The 19,596-nt window shown below is 56.0% G+C and carries 19 protein-coding genes; 10 read left to right on the top strand and 9 right to left on the bottom strand.

Translation table 11 applies throughout. The annotated features are described in order from the left end of the window. Positions 1-11: 11 nt before the first annotated feature. Together FEM41_RS19665 and manX are read right to left on the bottom strand one after the other, a co-directional pair. Positions 12-812, bottom strand: coding sequence for a PTS mannose/fructose/sorbose transporter subunit IIC (locus FEM41_RS19665; RefSeq protein WP_138097864.1), 801 nt, complete (start codon positions 810-812; stop codon positions 12-14). Positions 813-882: 70 nt separating this feature from the next. Then, positions 883-1,863 carry a PTS mannose transporter subunit IIAB gene (gene manX, locus FEM41_RS19660; RefSeq protein WP_138097863.1) on the bottom strand — a complete coding sequence of 327 codons (981 nt, stop codon included), beginning with the start codon at positions 1,861-1,863 and terminating at the stop codon, positions 883-885. 457 nt (positions 1,864-2,320) lie between these two features. Here manX and yoaE point away from each other — a divergent pair, with 457 nt between their 5' ends. Together yoaE and FEM41_RS19650 are read left to right on the top strand one after the other, a co-directional pair. Then, positions 2,321-3,883: a CNNM family cation transport protein YoaE gene (gene yoaE, locus FEM41_RS19655; RefSeq protein WP_138097862.1), complete on the top strand. Its 1,563-nt coding sequence runs from the start codon at positions 2,321-2,323 to the stop codon at positions 3,881-3,883. 305 nt (positions 3,884-4,188) lie between these two features. Continuing rightward, on the top strand, positions 4,189-5,619 hold the full coding sequence (locus FEM41_RS19650) for an FAD/NAD(P)-binding protein (protein WP_138097861.1): 1,431 nt from the start codon (positions 4,189-4,191) through the stop codon (positions 5,617-5,619). A gap of 119 nt (positions 5,620-5,738) precedes the next feature. Here FEM41_RS19650 and sdaA read toward each other — a convergent pair whose 3' ends face one another. The 3 genes from sdaA to pabB form a co-directional block, all read right to left on the bottom strand. Continuing rightward, positions 5,739-7,103, bottom strand: a complete 1,365-nt coding sequence (gene sdaA, locus FEM41_RS19645) for an L-serine ammonia-lyase (RefSeq protein WP_138097860.1) — start codon at positions 7,101-7,103, stop codon at positions 5,739-5,741. Positions 7,104-7,308: 205 nt separating this feature from the next. Further along, on the bottom strand, positions 7,309-7,884 hold the full coding sequence (locus FEM41_RS19640; protein WP_138097859.1) for a CoA pyrophosphatase: 576 nt from the start codon (positions 7,882-7,884) through the stop codon (positions 7,309-7,311). After that, positions 7,881-9,260, bottom strand: a complete 1,380-nt coding sequence (gene pabB / locus FEM41_RS19635; protein ID WP_138097858.1) for an aminodeoxychorismate synthase component 1 — start codon at positions 9,258-9,260, stop codon at positions 7,881-7,883. Before pabB ends, FEM41_RS19640 begins: the two co-directional genes overlap by 4 nt. A 117-nt stretch (positions 9,261-9,377) precedes the next feature. On the opposite strand from pabB, the gene FEM41_RS19630 reads away from it, so the two are divergent. Further along, positions 9,378-9,563, top strand: a complete 186-nt coding sequence (locus FEM41_RS19630; RefSeq protein WP_138097857.1) for a YoaH family protein — start codon at positions 9,378-9,380, stop codon at positions 9,561-9,563. Between the two features lie 17 nt (positions 9,564-9,580). Here the strand turns inward: FEM41_RS19630 and FEM41_RS19625 are convergent, their stop codons facing one another. After that, on the bottom strand, positions 9,581-9,928 hold the full coding sequence (locus FEM41_RS19625; RefSeq protein ID WP_138097856.1) for a RidA family protein: 348 nt from the start codon (positions 9,926-9,928) through the stop codon (positions 9,581-9,583). Positions 9,929-10,068: 140 nt separating this feature from the next. On the opposite strand from FEM41_RS19625, the gene FEM41_RS19620 reads away from it, so the two are divergent. The 5 genes from FEM41_RS19620 (at position 10,069) to rnd (ending at position 16,450) form a co-directional block, all read left to right on the top strand. Further along, positions 10,069-11,979 carry a DNA repair helicase YoaA gene (locus FEM41_RS19620; protein ID WP_138099269.1) on the top strand — a complete coding sequence of 637 codons (1,911 nt, stop codon included), beginning with the start codon at positions 10,069-10,071 and terminating at the stop codon, positions 11,977-11,979. A 58-nt stretch (positions 11,980-12,037) separates the two neighbouring features. Beyond that, positions 12,038-12,733, top strand: coding sequence for a tRNA (adenosine(37)-N6)-threonylcarbamoyltransferase complex dimerization subunit type 1 TsaB (gene tsaB, locus FEM41_RS19615; RefSeq protein WP_138097855.1), 696 nt, complete (start codon positions 12,038-12,040; stop codon positions 12,731-12,733). 57 nt (positions 12,734-12,790) lie between these two features. Next, the gene (locus FEM41_RS19610; protein ID WP_138097854.1) at positions 12,791-13,369 is read left to right on the top strand and encodes a Slp/YeaY family lipoprotein; all 579 of its coding nucleotides are present in this window, start codon (positions 12,791-12,793) and stop codon (positions 13,367-13,369) included. A gap of 201 nt (positions 13,370-13,570) precedes the next feature. Continuing rightward, entirely contained in the window at positions 13,571-15,256 is a 1,686-nt protein-coding gene (gene fadD, locus FEM41_RS19605; RefSeq protein WP_138097853.1) for a long-chain-fatty-acid--CoA ligase FadD, read from the top strand. A 72-nt stretch (positions 15,257-15,328) separates the two neighbouring features. Further along, on the top strand, positions 15,329-16,450 hold the full coding sequence (gene rnd, locus FEM41_RS19600) for a ribonuclease D (RefSeq protein WP_175341738.1): 1,122 nt from the start codon (positions 15,329-15,331) through the stop codon (positions 16,448-16,450). An 85-nt stretch (positions 16,451-16,535) separates the two neighbouring features. Here the strand turns inward: rnd and minE are convergent, their stop codons facing one another. The 3 genes from minE to minC are packed head-to-tail and all read right to left on the bottom strand — an operon-like array spanning position 16,536 to position 18,343. Continuing rightward, a complete protein-coding gene (minE, locus tag FEM41_RS19595) occupies positions 16,536-16,805 on the bottom strand; it encodes a cell division topological specificity factor MinE (RefSeq protein ID WP_138097852.1) in 270 nt (89 codons plus the stop codon). A gap of 3 nt (positions 16,806-16,808) precedes the next feature. Continuing rightward, positions 16,809-17,621 (bottom strand): septum site-determining protein MinD, encoded by an 813-nt coding sequence (gene minD, locus FEM41_RS19590; RefSeq protein WP_138097851.1) that lies wholly within the window; start codon positions 17,619-17,621, stop codon positions 16,809-16,811. 26 nt (positions 17,622-17,647) lie between these two features. After that, the gene (minC, locus tag FEM41_RS19585; protein ID WP_138097850.1) at positions 17,648-18,343 is read right to left on the bottom strand and encodes a septum site-determining protein MinC; all 696 of its coding nucleotides are present in this window, start codon (positions 18,341-18,343) and stop codon (positions 17,648-17,650) included. A 126-nt stretch (positions 18,344-18,469) separates the two neighbouring features. Here minC and FEM41_RS19580 point away from each other — a divergent pair, with 126 nt between their 5' ends. Then, positions 18,470-18,745 (top strand): YcgL domain-containing protein, encoded by a 276-nt coding sequence (locus FEM41_RS19580; protein ID WP_138097849.1) that lies wholly within the window; start codon positions 18,470-18,472, stop codon positions 18,743-18,745. Positions 18,746-18,907: 162 nt separating this feature from the next. Further along, the gene (locus FEM41_RS19575) at positions 18,908-19,567 is read left to right on the top strand and encodes a fumarylacetoacetate hydrolase family protein (RefSeq protein ID WP_138097848.1); all 660 of its coding nucleotides are present in this window, start codon (positions 18,908-18,910) and stop codon (positions 19,565-19,567) included. The last annotated feature ends 29 nt before the right edge of the window (positions 19,568-19,596 follow it).

Raw genomic sequence — 19,596 nt, 5'->3', positions numbered from 1 at the left:
TCGCTCACCTGTTAATCCAGTTCGTTGTCGAGATCGTTAGAGGTTGCCGCCTGGGCAGGCGCTGCCGCAGAGCGGTTATATTTCGGGCTCAGCTGGATGTAGAGCACGGCCATGACTGCGCCGATAACGCCCAGAGCCACCAGGTTGAAGTCGGTGAATGCTGCGGTCACGAAGCCCAGATAAAAGAAGGGCATCAGGTAGCCGGCGCGCATCATGTTGATGACCATGGCGTAACCGACTACGACAATCATGCCGCCAGCGATATTCAGACCATTAGTGACCACTTCCGGAATGGCGCTCAGCAGGTTTTGTACCTCGCTGGTGCCCACGGAAAACGCCACGATAACCGCCGGGATGGCGATACGCATGGCCTGCAGCACCAGGGCCGAGACGTGAATCCAGGAAAGTGCTGTCAGGTTGCCTTTTTCCGCCGCGCTGTCCGCCGCGTGCTGGAAGCCCACGGTGATAGTACGAACGATGATGGTCAGCACCTGGCCTGCGGCCGCCAGCGGAATGGCCAGCGCGATACCGGCGCCGATGCTTTGATGTCCGGCAATAACCAGAATGGTGGAAATAATTGAGGCCAGGGCGGCGTCCGGTGCCACGGCGGCGCCGATGTTCATCCAGCCAAGAGCGATCATCTCCAGGGTGCCCCCGATGATGATACCGGTTTTCATATCACCCAGAACGGCGCCAACCAGCGTACAGGCGACCAGTGGGCGGTGAAACTGGAATTCATCGAGGATTGATTCCATACCCGCAATACAGGCGACGATAAATACCAGCACAATCTGAAGAGTGGTTATCTCCATTGTACTTCTCCTATAAACGTAGTCAGACTAAATGTGAAAAGCTGAGCACAGTGAAACCGGCTGGTTTCGTCTATTTATCTATTTTGCTAATCAGGTCCATCATCTTGAGTTTGGGATCGCTGGCGACTTTACGGACTTCCAGCTCAATGCCGCGCTCGTTGAGGTGGTTAAAGGCGGCAATATCTTTTTCGTCCACCGACACCGCGTTGTTCACCTGGGTCTTACCCTGGCGATAGGCCATACCGCCAATATTCACCGTGGTGATCTTCACGCCGCCTTCCACCAGCCGTTCGACGTCGGTCGGATTGGTGAACAGCAGCATCACGCGCTGACCGGCGTATTTCGGGTTGTTATAGACGCGGATCATTTTGGCGACGTCCACCACGTGGGCGGTGACCCCGGGCGGAGCGACCTGGGTGAGCAGGGTTTTACGCACCTGATCGGCGGCTACTTCGTCACTGACTACGATAATGCGGGTGACGTTGGTCTCTTTGGTCCAGCGGGTGGCGACCTGTCCATGAATCAGACGGTCGTCGATACGCGCCAGGCCGATGACCATATAGTCATTGGGGCCCATGGGTTTCGCGGGCGCGGCCGGTTGTGGCGCGGCTACTGTTGCCGCTACGGGAGCGGCAGGCTGAGCCGGTTCAACCGGTTTGGCTTTCAGCGCTTTAACGCCTTCGCGACCAGTTTCAACCGCCACCGCCACCAGTTCATCAAAGCTGGGATCGTCGTCACGGGCCATCAGGGTTTCGACCAGCATCGGGATATTGACCCCGGCGATGACCTCATAGCCCTCTTTATCCACCACGATGCGACTGGCTGCGTTGAATGGGCTGCCTCCCCATGTATCTACCAGGAACAGAACACCCTTAGCGGTATCCAGTTTCTGCAACTGGGCCTGATATTTTTCGATCAGGGTTTCTGCATTTTCCCCCGGGACGAAATCGATCCAGCCTACGTTCTCCTGCTCGCCAAGCAGCATTTCGGCAGTTTTTAACAACTGCTCCGCTGCCCAGCCGTGCGTGCCTATCACAATAGCAATGGTCACCTGCTACCTCCTGTTGTGTCGCCAGCCACTCTGTATGCTCTGATCAGAGTGAATCGATTCAGACAAGGGTTATTAAGATTTATCTAAAAAACCGCGATTTATTTTAGACAGTGAAAAAATAATTTTTGTGATGAACTTCGATAAATCATCTTTGGTTAAAGAATAAAAAACTTTTGTGAAATCAGTCACTCTTTTCCCTTTGTTAGAGGTATTGCAAAGTCTGGTAAATCTTTGCCAGAAGGTTAATCCCTCTGTTATGTTAGCCGTTCTGACCATTTTGTAAGGAGCTTTGGGCAGTTGCCCTCCGTATGGACCGTCACCGACGTTGTTTATTGAGCAGCACCTGCTGCGCAACTTTTCATCCTCTGGGCCCGTGCCCACGTTCTGCTTTCTTCTGCCTTTTTGTGCCCGAGATTTGCGGTGTACGCTTTGATCATTCCTGTTTTCGGAGCTTGTCATGGAACTGTTAATGGACCCGTCAATCTGGGCCGGCCTGCTGACGCTGGTAGTGCTTGAGATTGTGCTGGGGATTGATAACCTGGTGTTTATCGCAATCCTTGCCGACAAACTGCCGCCGAAGCAGCGTGATAAAGCGCGTCTGATCGGTCTGTCGCTGGCGCTGATTATGCGTCTGGGTCTGCTGTCGCTGATCTCATGGCTGGTCACGTTAACCAAACCGCTGTTCAGCGTCTGGGACTTCACCTTCTCGGGGCGCGATCTGATCATGCTGGTGGGGGGCCTGTTTCTGCTGTTCAAGGCGACTACGGAGCTCCATGAACGGCTGGAAAACCGCCAGCACGACGGCGAGCACGGTAAGGGCTATGCCAGCTTCTGGGTGGTGGTGTTGCAGATAGTGGTACTGGATGCGGTCTTCTCACTGGATGCGGTTATTACCGCGGTCGGAATGGTAAACGATCTGCCGGTCATGATGGCGGCGGTGATCATCGCCATGGGCGTGATGCTGCTGGCCTCTAAGCCTCTGACCAACTTCGTGAACGCTCACCCTACGGTGGTGGTGCTCTGTCTGAGCTTCCTGTTGATGATTGGTCTGAGCCTGGTGGCGGAAGGCTTCGGTTTCCATATTCCGAAAGGCTACCTGTACGCGGCCATTGGCTTCTCTATCCTGATTGAGGTGTTTAACCAGATAGCGCGCCGTAACTTTATCCGTAATCAGTCTCAGCGGCCGCTACGTGCCCGTACCGCCGAAGCCATTCTGCGCCTGATGGGCAATCGTCGCGATAGTGCTAACCAGAGCGAGCCGGAAGGGCCGGTAGTCATGCCAGTCCCGCACGAAGGCTTCGCCGATGAAGAGCGCTATATGATTAACGGCGTACTGACTCTGGCTTCCCGTTCGTTGCGCAGCATTATGACGCCGCGCGGTGAGATAAGCTGGGTCGATGCCAGTCTGCCGCTGGAGGAGATACGCCAGCAGTTGCTCTCATCGCCCCACAGCCTGTTCCCGGTGTGTCACGGCGAACTGGATGAGCTGATTGGCGTGGTTCGCGCCAAAGAGCTGCTGGTGGCGCTGGACGACGGCGTCGACGTAGCGGCCTGGTCGGCCTCAACGCCGGTTATCGTAGTACCTGAAACGCTGGATCCCATTGCGCTGCTGAGCGTTCTGCGCCGGGCGCGTGGCAGCTTCGTGATGGTGACTAACGAATTCGGTGTGGTGCAGGGGCTGGTCACGCCGGTAGACGTGCTGGAAGCCATTGCCGGTGAGTTCCCGGACGATGACGAAACTCCGGAGATCGTTGCCGACGGTGACGGCTGGCTGGTCAAAGGTTCCACCGATCTGCATGCCCTTCAGCAGCACCTGGATGTCACTACCCTGGTGGATGAAGACGCGGATATTGCTACCGTGGCGGGTCTGGTGATTGATGCCCACGGCCAGATCCCGAAAGTGGGTGAAGAGATTGCGCTGCCGCCGCTGCGTATTCAGGTGGTGGAAGCCAGCGACTACCGGGTGGATCTGGTGCGGGTGGTGAAAGAGTCACCGCCCGACGAAGACGAAGACGAGTAATAAAAAACGCCTGCCGGTTCGGCAGGCGTTTAAGATATGTCAGACCCGTGATGAATAGGTTGCAGCCGTTATTATTTACTTCTCACAGCACCATAAAAGGCAATGGCGTCAATGACTCCAGAGTCTGGAAAAATATTCAGCGTTAACTTTATTATTAAGAGAATCCAGCCTCACGAAACCAATTTAATTGGTGGCAATTCTACGGGGGTTGGTTTTTTAATTACCAAAATTAAAATGTCTGAAAAATATTTTTAGTTCTATACTACTCCTGTCAAGGTGAAATCAGCAGCTTGAGGATAGGGAGTATGAGCGAAAGACATGTTTCAATTATTGGTGCTGGCGCAACTGGAATAGCCGCATTTATTGCACTGGTGCGCCATCGTGCTTGTAAAAAGATTGTGCTGATTGATGCTTACGAACCTGGGGTTGGTCAGGTTTATGCAAATCAACATCCTGAAGTATTATGCAATACCTCTGTCGAACTCATGTCACTGTTGCCACCTGAGTATAATGATTTGTTGCACTACTTACAAAAACAACGAAATGTAAACTGCACTTCAGTCAGTTTTATTTCCAGGAAAATGATCGGAGAATATATCAGGCAACGATATCATGACTATTTGAATTTAGCCCATAACTATGGAATAACTGTTGACTTTATAAAAGGATCAGGCAAATGTATCAAGCGCCAGAGTAATGGAGACTATCAGATATATACAGATAATGGCAGGAAAGTTATTACCAATGATGTTATCGTTTGTACCGGCTATGGAAACCCAAAAATCCTGAAGGCATTCAGACCGTACCAGAATAGCAGCCATTTCTTTTCGTCACCATATCCGGAAAATTTAATGCAACAACATATCCGTCCAGGTAGTGATGTCCTGATAATTGGCACAAAGCTTTCGGCGATAGATGCGGCATTAGTCCTGTGTCGTCATGGTTGCAGAGTAAAACTAACCTCTCCTTCTGGCGAACTTCCTGCTGTTCGGTCAGCACTGGTATATCGCTCAATACCAGCCTCTCTGTTATACAAATTACGGGTTACAAATTTTACGGAACATAATTTTATACCGAATATAAGAAAGTGTTTTCTACAGATGCTGGCAGATACATCAGAAACGCCAGTAAAAAAACAATTTAGCTTTGCTTCTGATGTTATACAGCGTCTTGGGGAGGAGGCTGAATTGGCACGCAGCAATCAAACTGAATGGCAATTTGTTATAGTGGGGTTGGTCGAAATTATTAACAATATGTTTTTAAGTTTGCCTTTTACATATAAAGAACTACTTAAAAAAGAGATAAAAAAAACGGAGCGATATATTGGTGCGATGCCATTACAGAATGCGGAAAAATTGCTAAACTACGCTAGCGAAGGATTGTTCAGTTGTGAAAAACTAAACCATCTGGCGGTGTGGAAAACACATTCAGGCTGGATAATTAATGGTCTTCAGGAAGGAGAGAGCACCTTTGAAACAGTCATCTGTGCTATGGGTTATGATTATCCATCAAATATCGTAACTAAAAATTCATTTATTCTCTCGGAAGCTTCAGGATCTTTAGTTCCTCCCCATCGATTATCATCTGAGCTACAGCTTCCATTTACCCATTCATCAAATCCAGAGCATATCTGGTTGGCAGGTATATCAACCCATGTGACTGTGCCACTGGTTAATGCGCTTTTTATCGCAGTCAGGCAGGTAAACCAAATAGCTCAGACTATCCGTCAGTTGTAAGTATCTGGACGGCATTTAGCTTTCTGTGGTTCAGGCTGATAAAACCTGTAAATGGCTGAAATCCATAGAATACAAAAACGCCTGCTGATTAGACAGGCGTTATCGTATTCAGCGGAATATCAGTCGCACTGAACCTTAATCGCCAGACCGCCGCGTGAGGTTTCACGGTATTTGGCGTTCATATCCTTTCCGGTTTCATACATGGTTTCGATAACCTTATCCAGCGATACTCGCGGCTCGCTGGTGCGACGCAGCGCCATGCGCGAGGCGTTGATGGCTTTTACTGAGGCGATAGCGTTACGCTCGATGCAGGGCACCTGTACCTGGCCCGCCACCGGATCGCAGGTGAGGCCCAGGTTATGCTCCATTCCGATTTCCGCGGCTACGCACACCTGCTCCGGGCTACCGCCCAGCAGCTCGGCCAGACCGGCGGCGGCCATGGAACAGGCCACGCCCACTTCCCCCTGACAGCCCACTTCGGCGCCAGAGATCGAGGCGTTCATCTTGTAGAGAATGCCGACGGCTCCGGCGGCCAGGAAGTAGCGTAGCCAGATATCGGGAGTGACCGGCTCGATAAAGTGGTCATAGTAAGAGAGTACCGCAGGCACGATACCGCAGGCGCCGTTAGTCGGCGCCGTGACCACGCGACCACCGGCGGCGTTCTCTTCGTTCACTGCCAGGGCGAACATATTAACCCAGTCCACCACGTTCATCGGGTCGCGGCTCAGCTTATCGCTGGAGACCAGCATCCGGCGCAGCGCCGCAGCACGGCGCGGTACCCGCAGCGGCCCGGGCAGCACGCCTTCGGTGCTGAGACCGCGATCGATACAGGCGCGCATGGTCTGCCAGACATCGGCGAAATAGTCATCGATCTCCTGACGGCTGTGCAGCGCCAGTTCGTTCTGTAGCACCAGACCGGAAAGGGAGTAGCCGCTCTCTTTGCAGTGGGCCAGCAGCTCTTTGGCCGAATGATAGGGCCAGGGGACCTCCACTTCGTCAAGCACGCTCTTACCGAAGTTTTCTGCATCAACGATAAAACCACCGCCGATGGAGTACCAGGTACGGGCATAGATTTCGCGCTCGCCGTCAAAGGCGTGAATGCGCAGACCGTTTTCATGCAGGGGCAGGTTTTCGCTGTGAAAGCGCATCCCGTTATCCTGGGGGAAATCCACTTCGTGTCGCCCCTGAGCCAGCGGCAGACGGCCACGGGTTTCGACATCGCGGATAAATCCGGGAATAGCGTCGATATCCACATCGTTCGGCTGGTTGCCCGCCAGCCCCATAATAATGGCGATATCGGTATGGTGACCCTTACCGGTCAGGGCGAGGGAGCCGTAAACGTCCACCGCAATGCGGGTGACGCTATCCAGCAGCCCCTGTTCGATAAGCTCATCAACAAACAGCTTGCCGGCCTTCATGGGGCCTACGGTGTGAGAACTGGAAGGGCCGATGCCGACCTTGAACATATCAAATACGCTAATCACGCTGAAACTCCTGGCCAGGGGAGCCGTCATCGGCTCCGAAGGTCTATAAACTGCGGCTAGTGTACGGGGATCCCGGGTCCGCCGGGAAAAACTATTCGCATGAATTAAACTAATCCCGGGCGTGAAAATCTCTAATTCTCAACTGCCTGCCGCCTGGAATAATTCTCTAAATAAGGGTGGTTACTCAGAATTAAAGTATAGCGTCTTAGCGAATGCCAATTTGTAGAGCCAGCTCACGAATGATGCCTGCGGTCATGCCCCAGACCATGTAGTGCTGATACCAGGAGAGCCAGACCCGGCGGTCGCCGTCGCGACGTTTGATGTCCAGCGGATGATAGCGCCCGAGTCGCAGAGCCTCCTGAAGCGGCATCTCAAACACCGAAGCGACTTCATCTTCGCAGGCGTGATAATGCAGATCCGGCGGGATAATCCCCACTACTGGCGTTACCTGGAAACCGCTGACGCTATCCACTGCTGGCAGTACGCCGACGATTTCAACCCGTTGAGAAGGAATACCAACTTCTTCCCGGGCCTCGCGCAGGGCGGCATCGACCAGTGATGCGTCGCTGGCATCCACGGCGCCGCCGGGAAAAGCCACCTGTCCGGCGTGCTTGCGCAACCGTGGGGAGCGCTGGGTTAGCAGCAGCCCCGGCGTCGGACGGCGTACGATGGGGATCAGTACCGCCGCCTGGCGCAGGTTGCGGGTCGGCGTGCGTGAGCGGGGGCGCAGCATCTGAAAGCGGGAGAGAAAATCGTCGATCGTAAGCTCGTTGTGGATCATGCTGTGGTTCCCGTCAAACGCAGAATGCGGTTAACTTTAGCAAAAGTTTCCTGATATTCCGCCTCTTCGTCGCTGTCGGCCACGATACCGCCGCCGGCTGAAACGTAGAGTTTGCCGCCCGTGGCGGTCAGGGTACGGATGGTGATACTGGTATCCATCCGCCCGCAGAAACTCAGGTAGCCAATGCTGCCGCACCAGGCGTTACGGCGCTGGGGCTCCAGCTCTTCGATAATCTCCATGGCCCGAATTTTGGGGGCGCCGGTGATGGAACCGCCGGGAAAGGCGGCACGCAGCAGATCGGTGGCATGCAGGCTGGCGGGCAGTTCGGCGGTAATGGTGCTGACCAGATGGTGTACCGCGGGGAAGGGTTCCACCACGAACAGCTCCGGCACCCGAACGCTGCCGGGCACCGCGACCCGCCCAATATCGTTACGCAGCAGATCGACAATCATCAGATTTTCGGCCCGATCCTTGGGAGATTCCTGCAAACGTCGGGCCTGACGGGCGTCCTGGTCAGGATCCGCCAGCCGGGGCAGGGTGCCCTTGATGGGGCGGGTCTGGATACGTCCTTCGGCCAGATGAATAAAGCGCTCCGGCGACAGGCTGAGAATGGCGCCTTCGTCGGTGCGAATAAAGGCGCTGAACGGCGCCCGGTTATCGCTATTGAGCGCGCAAAAGGCCTGCCATTCGTCCCCTTCATAAGTGGCGCTAAAGCGCTGGGCCAGATTGACCTGATAACAGTCGCCGCTGCGGATCCAGTCCTGAATCTGACGAAACTTATGGCCATACTCATCGCGGCTCATATTGGATTGCCAGTGGGAGGTGAGCCGGAAAGGGGGGCCTGGCGTATGGCGCTGCGCCTCCAGCCAGCGCAGACGTGCCGCCGGATCCTGATGGTCGATAAGCGTAATGTACTGGCGATGATGATCGACTATCAACGCCCAGTCGTAGATACCCACCGCCATATCCGCAGTAGTGATATCCGCCTGAGCCTGGCTGGGTAGTTTTTCGAACCGGCGACCCAGATCGTAGCCAAACAGCCCCAGAGCGCCCCCCTGAAAGGGCAGGCAGCATTCCTGAGAAGGCTGAAGGCCACTCTGTTCCAGCACGCCACGCAGCAGGGCCAGCGGGTCTTCATGGCTGACCTGCGGGGCTTTCCCCCTTTGGGCAATTACCGTTTCGGCCCCGTGAGTGGTCAGGGTCGCAATGGGGGCGGCAGTCAGAATATCGAAGCGGTTATCCGGATGTTCGGCATGGCCGGAGTGCAGCAGCATGGCCCAGGGAAGGGCATTAAGCGGTGCGAAATAGTGGCTGGCGGCGTCCTCGCACCAGGGGAGCGTCAGACACTGTGGCGGCGGGGTGTGCGGTTGTGGCATGGTCGGTGGTCACTCTAAAACAGAAACATCAGGCGCTCAGGATGCCACAAGCCGGGGGTTCTGGCATCTGTCGTAAGGGCGTGGGATAATAGCCACCTTAAAAACGAGGAGTCGAATATGTTTACAGGTCTTCCTTCCCTGACTCACGAACAGCAGCAGCAGGCCGTTGAGCGAATTCAGGCGTTGATGGCTGAGGGCGTCAGCAGCGGCGAAGCCATCGCCAGAGTGGCGCAGGAGATCCGCGCAACTCACACCGGGGGCCGTGTGGCTGCGCGGTTTGAGGATGAGGATGAGGAGGAGTAGTCCTCCTCTGATCGCCCTCAGTCCACAGCCGCAATAATCTTAATTTCCACCCGGTATTCGGCTTTCATCAGCGTCGCCTGAATGGTGCAGCGTACCGGAGTATGCTCGGGATCCACCCAGCTATCCCAGGCGCGGTTCATCTCGGCGAAATCGGCGCCATCCGCCAGAATAATGGTGGCGTCGAGCACTTTGCTTTTATTACTGCCCTGAGCGTTCAACATCTCTTCTACCTGCGCCAGAGTATCCAGCGTCTGCTCATAAGCACCGGCACTCAGGTTTCTCGGTACCCCGGTGTAATAAAGCGTGTTGTTATGGATCACCGCGTCGGACATACGGGGGTCGGTGTCTATGCGCTTGATGGTCATGGTCTTGTTATCCTTAGGTCACATCGGTTTGAAAACGCTGAGCCTGCCATATTCGCGCTCAGGCCGCTACCTCTTTGCTGGTGTTGTCGGCCTGGCCCTGACATAATCACTGGCAATTTATACATGGGGATATGGGTAGCGTGACGGACGATTTTGCAGTTGACGGGCAGCTTGCCAAAGCGATACCCGGCTTTAAACCGCGCGAGCCGCAGCGCCAGATGGCGCAGGCGGTGAGTAAGGCTATCGAACAGGGCGAGCAACTGGTGGTTGAGGCGGGGACCGGTACCGGTAAAACCTATGGTTACCTTCTGCCTGCGTTGCGCAGCGGTAAGCAGGTGATTATCTCCACCGGTTCCAAAGCCTTGCAGGATCAGCTCTATAGCCGCGATCTGCCCACCGTCAAAAAAGCGCTGGACTATAAAGGCCAGATTGCGTTGCTTAAGGGACGATCCAACTACCTGTGTCTGGAACGTCTGGAGCAGCAGTCGATGGCCGGTGGCGATCTGCCGGTTCAGGTGCTGAGCGAGGTGGTTAAGCTGCGCAGCTGGGCGACCGAAACCCTCGATGGAGATGTCAGCAGCTGTGCGGGCGTACCGGAAGACTCTGCGGTCTGGCCGTTGGTGACCAGCACCAATGATAACTGCCTGGGTAGCGACTGCCCGCTCTATAAAGAGTGTTTTGTAGTAAAAGCGCGTAAAAAAGCCATGGAGGCCGATGTGGTGGTGGTGAATCACCATCTGTTCCTGGCCGATATGGTGGTGAAAGAGAGCGGCTTTGCTGAACTGATTCCGGAAGCCGAGGTGATGATCTTCGATGAAGCGCATCAGATCCCCGATATCGCCAGCCAGTATTTTGGTCAGTCGCTGTCCAGCCGTCAGCTGCTGGATCTGGCCCGGGATATCAATATCGCCTACCGGACCGAACTCAAAGATACCCGCCAGTTGCAGAAGTGCGCCGACCGCCTGGCTCAGAGCGCGCAGGATTTCCGCCTGCAACTGGGTGAACCTGGCTACCGCGGCAATCTGCGCGAATTGCTGGCGGATGCCAGCATCCAGCGGGCGTTGCTGCTGCTCGACGATGCGCTGGAGCTCTGTTACGACGTAGCGAAACTGGCGCTTGGCCGTTCGGCGCTGCTGGACGCCGCTTTTGAGCGCGCCACCCTTTATCGCGCCCGGCTGCAACGTCTGAAAGAGGTCAATCAGCCCGGTTACAGCTACTGGTATGAGTGCAACTCGCGCCACTTTACTCTGGCGCTCACCCCCCTGACGGTGGCAGAGAAGTTTAAAGAGGTGATTGGCCAGAAGCCCGGTAGCTGGATCTTCACTTCGGCAACCCTGTCGGTGAATGACGATCTCGGCCATTTTACCGGCCGCCTTGGCATTGACGATGCCCAAACGTTACTGCTGCCGAGCCCCTTCGACTATGCCAGCCAGGCGCTACTCTGCGTGCCGCGTGGCCTTCCTGAAGCCCGCCAGCCCGGCGCGGCGCGTCGTCTGGCGCAGATGCTGCGCCCGATGATCGAAGCCAATAACGGGCGCTGTTTTATGCTGTGTACCTCTCACGCCATGATGCGCGAGCTGGCGGCGGAGTTTCGCGCCACCATGACCCTGCCAGTGTTACTCCAGGGCGAAACCGGCAAGGGGCAGCTATTGAGCCAGTTTATCGAAGCGGGTAACGCCCTGCTGGTCGCGACCAGCAGCTTCTGGGAAGGGGTGGACGTGCGCGGCGATGCGTTGTCTTTGGTGATTATCGATAAACTGCCGTTCACCGCGCCGGACGATCCGTTGTTAAAGGCGCGCATGGAAGACTGCCGTCTGCGCGGCGCCGATCCCTTTAACGACGTGCAGTTGCCGGAAGCGGTCATCGCCCTGAAACAGGGAGTAGGGCGTCTGATTCGCGACGTCGACGATCGCGGGGTGCTGGTGATTTGCGACAGTCGCCTGGTCATGCGCCCTTACGGTGAGGTATTCCTGAACAGTTTGCCACCGGCGCCGCGCACCCGGGATATAAAGCGGGCAGTCGCCTTCCTGACCGACAGCGCGGCGCAGTAATTCGCGCCCGGCTGTGGTATGATGCGCGCCGTTTTTATCCACCGGGGTTGACTGAACCATGCGAATCCTCGCCATTGATACTGCCACCGAAGCCTGTTCCGTCGCACTCTGGCTAGACGGCCAGGTGTTGAACCACTTCGAACTTTGCCCGCGCGAACACACCCAGCGTATTTTGCCTATGGTGCGCGATATCCTGAACCAGGGCGGCATTTCTTTGTCTGAACTGGATGCACTGGCCTTTGGGCGTGGCCCGGGTAGCTTCACCGGCGTACGTATCGGTATCGGCATTGCCCAGGGACTGGCGTTGGGCGCAGAGCTGCCGATGGCGGGCGTCTCGACGCTGGCGACTATGGCGGAAGGCGCCTGGCGGCGTACCGGAGCGACCCGGGTGCTGGCGGCCATCGATGCCCGCATGGGTGAGGTATACTGGGCAGAGTACCAGCGCGATGAGCAGGGGGTGTGGCACGGTGAAGAGAGCGAAGCGGTACTCAAGCCCGAAGCCGCCTGTGAGCGTATGGCGCAGCTTGATGGCGAATGGGCCACCGTCGGTACTGGCTGGCAGGCCTGGCCGGAAATGGGCGCCGATAGCCAACTGACGCTGAAAGATGGCGAGGTGACACTGCCGGAAGCGCGCGACATGCTGCCGCTGGCGCAGTGGTGTATCGACCAGGGGAAAACCGTGCCGGTCGAGCAGGCCGAGCCAGTCTATCTGCGAAACGAAGTGGCCTGGAAAAAACTGCCTGGCAGAGGCTGACTCTGCCAGATTAACGTTATCTACCGCGCGCGTTGCGGTCGCGGAAAGGAGTCTATTATGGCGGGTCGATTCTCTACAGGACGCTGGCTCGTAGCGCCATTACTGGCGCTGACGCTGAGCGGCTGCATTAGTGTACCGGAGGCCATTCGTGGCACCAGCCCCACGCCTCAGCAGGATCTCATCAGGGTGATGAATGCCCCGCAGCTTTACGTCGGCCAGGAGGCGCGCTTCGGCGGCCGGGTGGTGGATGTGAAGAATCTGCAGGGCAGCACCCGGCTGGAGATCGCCACCGTACCTCTGGATGCCAGCGCCGCCCCGGTGCTGGGTGCCGCCTCGGTCGGGCGTATCTACGCCGATGTTAATCAGTTCCTCGACCCGGTGGATTTCCGTAATCGTCTGGTGACCGTGGTGGGCCCCATCACCGGCACTGAAAAGGGAACCATCGGCAAAACCCCCTATAACTACCTGATCGTACAGGTTAACGGCTTTAAGCGCTGGCGCGTGACCCAGCAGGTGGTGATGCCGCCTCAGCCGATTGATCCCTGGATGTGGGGGCCGGGTCCCTGGCGCTATGGGCCATGGGGAGGCTGGTACAGCCCCATGCCGGCTCAGGTTCAAAGCGTCGTGACTGAATAATCTTTTGATTTTTAGAAATATTTAACAGCGGCCTGGCCGCTGTTTCTTTATATCCAGGACGGATAGAGAAATTTAGTGATGTGCTTCGCAACCTTTAATCCGGCTAATAAATAAACTGGTACGCTGAGTTAATATTATGTTAATGGGGCGTTATGAGACCAGGTTGCGATGACGATGAATAATAAATTCAGAGGTGAATCCTTGAACAAGGTCTGGCTTAAGCGCTATCCGGCGGATGTCCCGGCGGATATCAATCCCGATCGCTATCTGTCGCTGGTGGAGCTGTTTGAACATGCCACCACCAAATATGCGGATCGTCCCGCGTTTGTGAACATGGGGGAGGTCATGACCTTCCGCAAGCTGGAAGAGCGCAGCCGCGCCTTTGCAGCCTGGCTTCAACAGGGACTGGGGCTGAAAAAAGGGGACCGGGTGGCGTTGATGATGCCCAACCTGCTGCAGTATCCGGTGGCGCTGTTCGGTATTTTGCGCGCCGGTATGGTGGTCGTCAATGTGAACCCTCTTTATACGCCGCGCGAGCTGGAACACCAGCTTAACGATAGCGGCGCCAGCGCCATTGTAATTGTATCGAACTTTGCCCACACCCTGGAAAAGGTGGTGGCGCGCACGCCGGTACGTCACGTCATTCTGACCCGCATGGGCGATCAGCTTTCCACGGCCAAAGGCACCCTGGTCAACTTCGTGGTGAAGTACGTGAAACGGCTGGTGCCCAAATATCATCTGCCGGACGCCATCTCCTTTCGTAGCGCGCTTCAGCGCGGTTATCGCATGCAGTACGTCAAGCCGGAACTGAACGGCGATGATTTAGCCTTTCTGCAGTATACCGGCGGTACCACCGGCGTGGCGAAGGGGGCGATGCTGAGCCACCGCAATATGCTGGCTAACCTGGAACAGGTAAAGGCGACCTACGGTTCGCTGCTGATGAGCAACACCGAACGAGTGGTGACCGCGCTGCCGCTCTACCATATCTTCGCCCTGACCATGAACTGCCTGCTGTTTATCGATCTGGGTGGCCAGAACCTGCTGATCACTAATCCGCGCGATATTCCCGGCATGGTGAAAGAGCTGGCGAAGTTCCGCTTTACCGCCATTACCGGGGTGAATACGCTGTTTAACGCGCTGCTGAATAACAGCGAATTCTGTAAGCTGGACTTCTCGAATCTGCATCTTTCCGCCGGAGGCGGCATGTCGGTACAGCACGTGGTGGCGGAGCGCTGGGAAAAGCTTACCGGACGTTATCTGCTGGAAGGCTACGGTCTGACGGAGTGCTCGCCGCTGGTGAGCGTCAATCCGCATGATATTACGTATCACAGCGGTAGTATCGGCCTGCCTATTCCCTCCACCGAGGTCAAGCTGGTTGACGAAGAGGACAACGAGGTCGCGCCGGGCGAACCGGGCGAGCTGTGCATTCGCGGCCCTCAGGTGATGACCGGCTATTGGGGTCAGCCTCAGGCCACGGAAGAGATCCTGCGCGATGGCTGGCTGCACAGCGGCGATATCGCGGTGATGGATGAACAGGGCTTCCTGCGCATCGTCGATCGCAAAAAGGATATGATTCTGGTTTCGGGTTTTAACGTCTATCCCAACGAGATAGAAGATGTGGTGATGCAGCACGAAGCGGTGCAGGAAGTGGCTGCCGTGGGGGTGCCTTCAGAAACCAGCGGCGAGGCGGTGAAGTTGTTTGTGGTGCGTAAGAGCAATACTCTGACCGAAGAGTCCCTGATCGCGTTTTGCCGCCGTAATCTTACCGGTTACAAGGTGCCGAAACAGGTTGAATTCCGCGAAGACCTGCCGAAATCCAACGTCGGAAAAATTTTACGACGCGAACTGCGTGACGCAGAGCGTAATACAAGTAACAATAGCGACTAGATTCACAGGTCAGTCGCCCGAACGCCGGTCAGCCGGCGTTTTTTTTGGCCGCAAACCGAAAGAGAACACAATTTGAATTACCAGATGATTACCCAGGACGCGCAACTGGCGGATGTGTGCCAGCAGGCGCGCCTTGTTCCTATGGTGGCGCTGGATACTGAATTTGTCCGTACCCGCACCTACTGGCCCCGCCTGGGGCTGATTCAGCTGTTCGATGGCGAACAGACATCGCTTATCGATCCCCTGACCATTACTGACTGGGCGCCAATGAAGGCGCTGTTGCAGGATGAAAAGGTCACCAAGTTTCTGCACGCGGGAAGCGAAGATCTGGAGGTGTTCTGGCACGCGTTCGATATGATGCCGACGCCGATGATCGACACCCAGGTGCTGGCGGCGTTTTTGGGCCATCCACTCTCCTGCGGTTTTGCGACCATGGTCGAGAAGTACAGCGGTGTGGTGCTGGATAAAAGCGAATCGCGTACCGACTGGCTGGCGCGCCCCCTGACGGAGCGTCAGCTCGACTATGCGGCGGCGGACGTCTGGTACCTGTTGCCCATCGCCCGTCGCCTGATGGACGAGATCGACCAGACCGGCTGGCTGGCGGCGGTGGAAGACGAATGTCGCCTGATGGCGACCCGGCGCCGTGAACAGCTGGATCCCGATGAGGCCTGGCGCGATATCGGTAACGCCTGGCAACTGCGTACCCGCCAGCTGGGCTGCCTGCGACTGCTGGCCTCATGGCGCCTGCGCAAGGCCCGGGAGCGGGATATGGCGGTCAATTTCGTGGTGCGTGAAGAGCATCTGTGGCAGGTGGCGCGCCATATGCCGGGAACTCTGGGCGAGCTGGACAGCCTGGGGCTTTCCGGCAGCGAAATCCGCTTTCACGGTAAAACCCTGATCCGGCTGGTGGAAGAGGCGAAAGCGCTGCCCGAAGCGGCGCTACCGGCACCGCTGGCGAATCTTGTCGATATGCCGGGCTATCGCGGCATCTTCAAAGAGATTAAAGCGCTGGTGCAGAAGGTGGCGGAAAATCATGGTCTGAGCCCTGAGCTGCTGGCATCGCGTCGCCAGATTAACCAACTGCTGAACGCCCACTGGCAGCTGAAACCGGCCACTCTGGCACCGGAACTGGCCAGCGGCTGGCGTGGACGGCTGTTCGGCGACCAGCTACAAGCGCTGCTCGCGAATCGTTAAGCCACGAAAATCAGCCCTGACGGCGCTGCCGCAGGGCTGAATAAAATATCTCCCGTAGCCTGAGGCCGAAGGAGATATTTTGACGTCAGGACTTCGACTCTTCCATTTCCGGAAGCGTCACATTGAGCTCCAGAATGGAAATATCTTCACCCTTTTGATCCAGCTGTACTGAAACCATTTCCGGATCGATCTTTACGTACTTGCAAATCACTTCCAGAATGTCCCGCTTAAGCTGCGGCAGGTAGTGAGGTTCGGTATCGCCACGACGGCGTTCTGCAACGATAATCTGTAAACGTTCTTTGGCGATGTTGGCGGTGTTCTTTTTTCGGGACAGAAAAAAGTCAAGTAATGCCATGACTTATCCTCCGAACAGGCGTTTCAGGAAACCTTTCTTCTCTTCTTCAATGAAGCGGAAAGGACGTTCTTCTCCCAGCAGACGATCCACGGCATCGGCATAGGCTTTGCCCGCATCGGCCGTTGCGTCCAGGATCACCGGCTCCCCCTGGTTAGAGGAGCGCAGCACTGACTGATCTTCCGGAATCACGCCCAGCAGCGGAATGCGCAGAATTTCCAGCACGTCTTCCATGCTCAGCATATCGCCCCGGGTGACGCGACCAGGGTTGTAGCGGGTCAGCATCAGATGCTCTTTAATCGGCTCTTCGCCGTTTTCGGCGCGGCGTGATTTGGACGACAGAATCCCCAGGATGCGGTCAGAGTCGCGCACGGAGGAGACTTCCGGGTTAGTGGTGATGATGGCTTCATCCGCAAAGTAGAGCGCCATCAGCGCGCCAGTCTCGATACCGGCAGGGGAGTCGCAGACGATGAAATCGAATTCCATCTTTTTCAGTTCATCGAGCACTTTTTCCACGCCTTCGCGGGTCAGTGCGTCTTTATCGCGCGTCTGCGACGCCGGGAGAATATGAAGGTGTTCGGTACGCTTATCTTTGATTAGCGCCTGATTAAGCGTGGCATCGCCCTGGATAACGTTAACGAAATCGTATACGACACGGCGTTCACACCCCATGATCAGGTCGAGGTTACGCAGGCCGATATCGAAGTCAATAACGACAGTTTTCTTTCCCTTCTGTGCCAGACCTGTAGCGATGGCCGCGCTGGAGGTGGTTTTTCCAACGCCCCCTTTACCTGATGTAACTACAATAATGCGTGCCATAAGAAATTCCTTGTTAAAAGGGCTTATCAATTAAAAGGTTGTACGGTAAGAGCGCCGCCTATCAGCTGTAGCCGGGCCGCCTTACCTGAAAAATCGGCCGGAATCTGCTCACTAAGCCAGTAGACTCCGGCAATAGACACCAGCTCTGCCGTCAGGCTGATGCTGAATATCTGCGCATCGCGGCAGCCGCTGGCGCCTGCCAGCGCACGACCACGCATGGTCCCATAAATATGGATATTGCCGTCGGCGATAAGCTCGGCGCCCGCGCTGACGTGGCTGGTTACCACCAAATCACAGTTTGGCGCATAAATGCGCTGACCGGAACGTACCGGCGTATCGATAATGCGCGTTTTTGTGACGGATGTTGCAACTGGCTGCGGTGGGGAGGGCGGAGGCTCGACCGCACGCGGCTTCTCTTTACCCTCGCTCATCAGCGGCAGGCCCGCGCGTTCGATGCGCTCGCGCAGGAGAGGATCCTTGCAGCCGCTTACGCCAACCACGCGTAAACCGCTTTCCACAACCGCCTGCTGGATGGGCTCCCATTCGGCATCGCCAGTGAGACCGGTGACATTGAGCACGATGGGGGCGTGTTTCAGAAACGCGGGGGCCTGGGCGACTTTCTCCCGCAACGCCTCGCGGATCACACCGGGCTGAGCGTCATGCAAATGAACCACAGAGAGAGTGAAACTGCTGCCTTTTAGCTCGATGGGTGTGTTTGACATCCTGGCCTTACTCAATTCAGTTTTTAGAGTCCACGTTCGCGGGACGATATTCCGATGTACAGCAGGCATGTTATAGTCAGCGTTATATTCAGGCAAGTAACCAACCGGTGAAATCAGAGTAAAATTATGCTTTGTGCGATCTATCGAAGTTCAAAACGCGATCAGACCTATCTTTATGTCGAAAAAAAAGACGATTTTTCACGCGTACCGCAGGATCTGATGCAGGGATTTGGCGTCCCGGCGTTTGCCATGCTATTGCCGCTGGACGGCACGAAAAAATTAGCTAATGCCGAAATAGAAAAAGTAAAACAGGCACTCAGCGAGCAGGGCTATTATTTACAACTGCCTCCTCCGCCGGAAAGTTTACTTAAGATTCATCTGGAAACTCAGCGGGAGAAATAATATTTCGCCGGATCCGGATATTTCCCGGGGATTTGTTTTCAGCCACAGGCGCCGTTTTCCGGCGCCTTTCTTATATCGCTACCCCAATGATTGACAGTTTGCCCGCCCGCCGTGGATAGTGGGCGGATAACCTGACAACACTACAATCTGAAGGGGAGCATCATGTACCGACATCACAACTGGCAGGGGGCGCTGCTGGATTACCCGGTCAGTAAGGTCGTCTGCGTCGGCAGCAATTACGCCATGCATATTCGCGAGATGGGCAGCGTAACGCCAGAAGAGCCCGTGCTGTTTATTAAACCAGAAACTTCGCTCTGCGATCTGGGCCAGCCGCTGGCGCTGCCTCAGGGAATGGGGGAAGTGCATCACGAGGTGGAGCTGGCGGTGCTGATTGGCTCAACGCTGAAACAGGCCACCGAAGAGCATGTGCGTCAGGCCATCGCCGGTTACGGCGTGGCGCTCGATCTGACGCTGCGCGAACTGCAGGGCAAACTCAAGAAGGCGGGGCGACCGTGGGAGAAAGCTAAAGGCTTCGACAATGCCTGCCCGATCTCCGGCTTTATTCCGGCTGCGGAATTTCATGGCGATCCGCAGAACACGCCGCTTTCGCTGACTGTAAATGGCGACGTGCGCCAGCAGGGCACCACTGCCGATATGATTCATCCCATCCTGCCGCTGATTGCTTATATCAGTCGCTTCTTTACCCTGCGCGCCGGCGATGTGGTGTTGACGGGAACGCCTGAAGGCGTTGGAGCACTGCACAGCGGCGATGAACTGGCGATTGGTTTTGACCATCGCGAACTGACAACCCGGGTGCTGTAACGACGAGGGGGAAGAGTGGCAGAAACAGA

The sequence above is a fragment of the Jejubacter calystegiae genome (assembly GCF_005671395.1).
In the GTDB taxonomy this organism is placed as follows: Bacteria; Pseudomonadota; Gammaproteobacteria; order Enterobacterales; family Enterobacteriaceae; genus Jejubacter; species Jejubacter calystegiae.
The sequence above is the reverse complement of the archived record's forward strand: the minus strand, read 5'-3'. Positions and strand labels throughout refer to the sequence as shown.

Excerpts from the sequence above, each read along its gene's own strand:
- minD (WP_138097851.1), bottom strand. The coding sequence starts at position 17,621 with ATGGCACGCATTATTGTAGTTACATCAGGTAAAGGGGGCGTTGGAAAA.
- FEM41_RS19580 (WP_138097849.1), top strand. The coding sequence starts at position 18,470 with ATGCTTTGTGCGATCTATCGAAGTTCAAAACGCGATCAGACCTATCTT.
- FEM41_RS19665 (WP_138097864.1), bottom strand. The coding sequence starts at position 812 with ATGGAGATAACCACTCTTCAGATTGTGCTGGTATTTATCGTCGCCTGT.
- FEM41_RS19640 (WP_138097859.1), bottom strand. The coding sequence starts at position 7,884 with ATGATCCACAACGAGCTTACGATCGACGATTTTCTCTCCCGCTTTCAG.
- FEM41_RS19650 (WP_138097861.1), top strand. The coding sequence starts at position 4,189 with ATGAGCGAAAGACATGTTTCAATTATTGGTGCTGGCGCAACTGGAATA.
- minC (WP_138097850.1), bottom strand. The coding sequence starts at position 18,343 with ATGTCAAACACACCCATCGAGCTAAAAGGCAGCAGTTTCACTCTCTCT.
- FEM41_RS19630 (WP_138097857.1), top strand. The coding sequence starts at position 9,378 with ATGTTTACAGGTCTTCCTTCCCTGACTCACGAACAGCAGCAGCAGGCC.
- pabB (WP_138097858.1), bottom strand. The coding sequence starts at position 9,260 with ATGCCACAACCGCACACCCCGCCGCCACAGTGTCTGACGCTCCCCTGG.
- tsaB (WP_138097855.1), top strand. The coding sequence starts at position 12,038 with ATGCGAATCCTCGCCATTGATACTGCCACCGAAGCCTGTTCCGTCGCA.
- FEM41_RS19625 (WP_138097856.1), bottom strand. The coding sequence starts at position 9,928 with ATGACCATCAAGCGCATAGACACCGACCCCCGTATGTCCGACGCGGTG.
- FEM41_RS19610 (WP_138097854.1), top strand. The coding sequence starts at position 12,791 with ATGGCGGGTCGATTCTCTACAGGACGCTGGCTCGTAGCGCCATTACTG.
- minE (WP_138097852.1), bottom strand. The coding sequence starts at position 16,805 with ATGGCATTACTTGACTTTTTTCTGTCCCGAAAAAAGAACACCGCCAAC.
- yoaE (WP_138097862.1), top strand. The coding sequence starts at position 2,321 with ATGGAACTGTTAATGGACCCGTCAATCTGGGCCGGCCTGCTGACGCTG.
- FEM41_RS19575 (WP_138097848.1), top strand. The coding sequence starts at position 18,908 with ATGTACCGACATCACAACTGGCAGGGGGCGCTGCTGGATTACCCGGTC.